Source organism: Sphingobium sp., from assembly GCF_032153725.1.
Taxonomy (GTDB): Bacteria; Pseudomonadota; Alphaproteobacteria; order Sphingomonadales; family Sphingomonadaceae; genus Sphingobium.
Genome location: NZ_JALDYQ010000145.1, coordinates 1 through 3,708, shown reverse-complemented (window position 1 = coordinate 3,708; position 3,708 = coordinate 1). Strand labels below are relative to the sequence as shown.

The 3,708-nt window shown below is 62.6% G+C and carries 4 protein-coding genes and 1 pseudogene; 3 read left to right on the top strand and 2 right to left on the bottom strand.

Features of this window, described 5'->3' with window-relative positions:
• A pseudogene (locus tag RUH75_RS23450) lies at positions 1-382 on the top strand (glycosyl transferase); the annotation flags it as partial.
• Positions 383-555: 173 nt separating this feature from the next.
• Here the strand turns inward: RUH75_RS23450 and wrbA are convergent.
• The gene (wrbA, locus tag RUH75_RS23445; protein ID WP_313809618.1) at positions 556-1,155 is read right to left on the bottom strand and encodes an NAD(P)H:quinone oxidoreductase; all 600 of its coding nucleotides are present in this window, start codon (positions 1,153-1,155) and stop codon (positions 556-558) included.
• A gap of 78 nt (positions 1,156-1,233) precedes the next feature.
• Positions 1,234-1,953 carry a pirin family protein gene (locus tag RUH75_RS23440; RefSeq protein WP_313809617.1) on the bottom strand — a complete coding sequence of 240 codons (720 nt, stop codon included), beginning with the start codon at positions 1,951-1,953 and terminating at the stop codon, positions 1,234-1,236.
• A gap of 108 nt (positions 1,954-2,061) precedes the next feature.
• Here RUH75_RS23440 and RUH75_RS23435 point away from each other — a divergent pair, with 108 nt between their 5' ends.
• Positions 2,062-2,955, top strand: coding sequence for a LysR family transcriptional regulator (locus RUH75_RS23435; protein ID WP_313809616.1), 894 nt, complete (start codon positions 2,062-2,064; stop codon positions 2,953-2,955).
• A gap of 209 nt (positions 2,956-3,164) precedes the next feature.
• On the top strand, positions 3,165-3,708 hold a 544-nt coding region (locus RUH75_RS23430), incomplete at its 3' end, for a response regulator transcription factor (protein WP_313809615.1).

Genomic DNA, 3,708 nt, shown 5'->3' with positions numbered 1-3,708 from the left:
CGGAGCGCTCTGGCCCCGGTTGCACTGGCGCAATCTGTGGATCGTGCCGCTGGGCTTGCTGGCGCTGACGGGCCTTTTCGGATGGGTGCCGACGTTGAACATGAAGGCGGCCGACTATGGCTGGCCCCTGTTCTCGATCGCATCGGGCATCGCGACGTCGCTGCTGCTGTTTCGCCTGTCCGCCCGGATCGCGCCGCTCGCCGCGCCGCTCGCCATGATCGGGCGGGCGTCACTGGTCATCATGTATCTGCATGTCGCGGTGATCCACTATCTCTCGCCTTATCTCGGCAAGCCGTGGTTGCTGACGCAGGCGCTGATCCTGCCGCTCGCCGCCTATTATCTCCTCCGTTCCTTATCCTTCACGCGCCGCATCTTCCTCTGACCCCCAGTTTCCTCCGGCGGTTCCCCATTACGAAAAAAGGGGAGCCGACGCGCAGTCCGATGCGCCGGCTCCCCACTTGCGTTGACGCCTTTGCGACCCAAGGCTCAACAACTGCGCCGCCTAAAGCGATTTTCCAATCGCGTCAGACAAAAAACAGACGACGCAGCAACCCTTCACCCGTGCAGCTTCAGTGCCGTTTCCGCGATCCGGCGACCCTGATAGCGCGCACCTTCCAATTCTTCCTCGCCCGGCTGTCGGCTGCCGTCACTGTCCGCGATCGTGGTCGCGCCATAGGGCGAACCGCCGCGCACCTTGTCGACCCCCATCTGCGCGGTGAACCCATAGTCGAGGCCCACGATCACCATGCCGAAATGCAGCAGGTTGGCGATGATCGAGAAAAGCGTGGTTTCCTGGCCGCCATGCTGGCTGGCGGTCGAGGTGAAGGCGCCGCCCACCTTCCCGTTCAGCGCGCCACGCACCCAAAGGCCACCCGCTTGATCAAGGAAAGCTGCCATCTGGCTAGACATGCGGCCAAAGCGGGTGCCGGTGCCAATGATGATCGCGTCATAATCGGCCAGTTCCGCGACGGTCGCGACCTGTGCTTCCTGATCCAGCTTGAAATGAGCCGCCTGCGCCACTTCCAGCGGCGCGGTTTCCGGCACCCGCTTGATATCGACCTGCGCGCCTGCGGCGGCGGCACCTGCCGCCACGGCCTTCGCCATCGTCTCGATGTGGCCGTAAGATGAATAATAGAGGACCAGAACCTTGGCCATGAGCGTCTCCAATGGCGTTAACGCATTGATCGTAAAAAGGTTTCCAAAAAATAAGCCGCCCGCTTGAAGGAGCCCCCCCTATTCGCTGTCCACCAGAACGATTTCGGCGTCCTCGATGGCCCTGATGGTGATGGGCGCGCCGCCGATGATCGCGGCGCCATCCCGCGCCTCGAAAATCTGACCGTCGATCTCGACCCGCCCCGTCGTCGGGACCAGATAGAGGTGACGCCCTTCGACGCTGTCATAGGTCACACTCTCGCCCGCCCTGACAGTGCCGCCCAGCAGGACGGCGTCGGCGCGGATGCGCAGCGCTTCCCTGTCGTCATCATGGCCGCTGGCCAGCACCACCAGCCTGCCGGACCTGTCGCCCTTGGGAAAAGGCCTGGCGCCCCAGCTTGGCTGGCCGCCCCGGCTGCGCGGCATGACCCAGATCTGGAAGAGCGTCGTCGTCTCATCCTCCAGATTATATTCCGCGTGGCGGATGCCGGTGCCAGCACTCATCACCTGGACGTCGCCGGCCTCGGTCCGTCCCCTGTTGCCCAGACTGTCCTGATGGGTGATCGCGCCCTTGCGAACATAGGTGATGATTTCCATGTCCGCATGCGGATGCGGCGGAAAGCCGGAATGCGGGCCTATTTCATCATCGTTCCACACCCTGATCGCGCCCCAGTTCATGCGGGCGGGATCAAGATAGTCCGCGAAGGAAAAATGATGCCGCGCGTTCAGCCAGCCATGGTCGGCAGCCCCAAGCGAGGCGAAGGGGCGGCGCTCGATGCGGCTCCCGACTGTCGTGCTCATAGGCCTGCCTTTCGGATGTATTTTGCCAGAGCTTCCGGCTTGCTTTCCGCCAATCTAGCTATCAGGGTCGTTTCTTGAATAAGCAGCATTGAAACGGATTGTTTCCTTATGCGTCTTCCGGATTTCGAGGCATGGGCGATGTTCGCCGCCGTCGTCGAGCATCGCAGCTTCACCGACGCAGCCAAGGCACTGAGCGTTTCAAAGGCCACCGTGTCCAAGGCCGTGACCCGGCTCGAACAGCATCTCGACACCAGCCTGTTCAGCCGCACCAGCCGCCGCCTGGCGCTGACCGAAAGCGGCAGCAGGCTGGCGGATCATGCCGCGCGCATCCTGGCTGAAGGCCAGGCGGCGGAGGAGGCGGCGCGGGACGAAACGGCGGAACTTTCAGGCACGGTTCGCCTCGGCGCGCCAATGACCTTCGGCCTGCTCCGCATTGCGCCGCTGATCGCGGAGTTCACCAAGGAGCATCCACAGGTGGATATCGATCTGCACCTGTCGGATGCCCGCATCGACCTGGTCGAAATGGGGCTGGATGCCACCATCCGCATCGCCGACATGCCCGACAGCTCGCTCCGCGCCCGCCGGCTGGCAGATGTCAACATGCACCTCGTCGCCTCGCCCGGCTATCTGGCGGAACGAGGGCGCCCCGCGCATCCCTCCGACCTCGGCGGGCATGATTGCCTCTGCTATTCGAACGTCCAGACGCCCGATGTGTGGCGCTTCTCCGGACCGGGGCAGCAGAATGTCGTGGTGCAGGTCCGCGCCCGCATCACCGTGAATAGCGGGGAGGCGATGCTGCCCGCGCTGCGCATGGGCGTCGGGATCGCGCGGCTGCCCGACTTCATCATCGGCGACGCGCTGGCAACGGGCGAACTGGAGGAGATTCTGATCGACTGGCGCCCGCCGCCCTTCGGCATCCATCTGGTGACGCCGCCGTCGCGGCTGCGGCCGGCGCGGGTCGATGCGCTGCTCGATTTCCTTGCCCGCCATCATGGGTGCTGACCAGTCGTTTCAGAGCCGAATCCATATTGACTCCATCTGAATCATTTCGACTTCAAAACGTACGAAACTGATTCAAAATCGCGCGACTCGTGGATTCCTGCCGGTTAGCGAAAAATTAACCTTTGTCCTTCAGAAGTTTTTTGGTTAATGAATTGGAGCGGACGTCGTTCTCTGGGGGTGAACGGACCTGCTACGCAAAGGGGCTTCACATGCGCGTGCTGCTAATCGAAGACGAACCGACCACCGCCAAGGCGATCGAGCTGATGCTCACGACCGAGGGGTTCAACGTCTACACGACCGACCTTGGCGAAGAGGGCCTGGATCTCGGCAAGTTGTATGACTACGATATCATCTGCCTGGACCTGAACCTGCCGGACATGCACGGCTATGACGTGCTGAAGAAGCTACGGGCGGCCAAGGTGCAGACGCCGGTGCTGATCCTGTCGGGCATTGCGGAGATGGACAGCAAGGTCCGCTCCTTCGGCTTCGGCGCCGACGATTACGTGACGAAGCCCTTCCATCGCGAAGAGCTGATCGCCCGCATCCATGCCGTGGTGCGCCGTTCGAAAGGGCATTCGCAGTCGGTCATCCGCACTGGCAAGCTGGCGGTGAACCTGGATGCGAAAACCGTGGAAGTGGACGGCAACCGCGTCCACCTGACCGGCAAGGAATATGCGATGCTGGAGCTGCTATCGCTCCGCAAGGGCACGACGCTGACCAAGGAAATGTTCCTGAACCACCTCTATGGCGGCA

Bases quoted from the DNA above. Each gene is read 5' to 3' on its own strand.
- RUH75_RS23440 (WP_313809617.1), bottom strand. From the start codon at position 1,953: ATGAGCACGACAGTCGGGAGCCGCATCGAGCGCCGCCCCTTCGCCTCG.
- wrbA (WP_313809618.1), bottom strand. From the start codon at position 1,155: ATGGCCAAGGTTCTGGTCCTCTATTATTCATCTTACGGCCACATCGAG.
- RUH75_RS23435 (WP_313809616.1), top strand. From the start codon at position 2,062: ATGCGTCTTCCGGATTTCGAGGCATGGGCGATGTTCGCCGCCGTCGTC.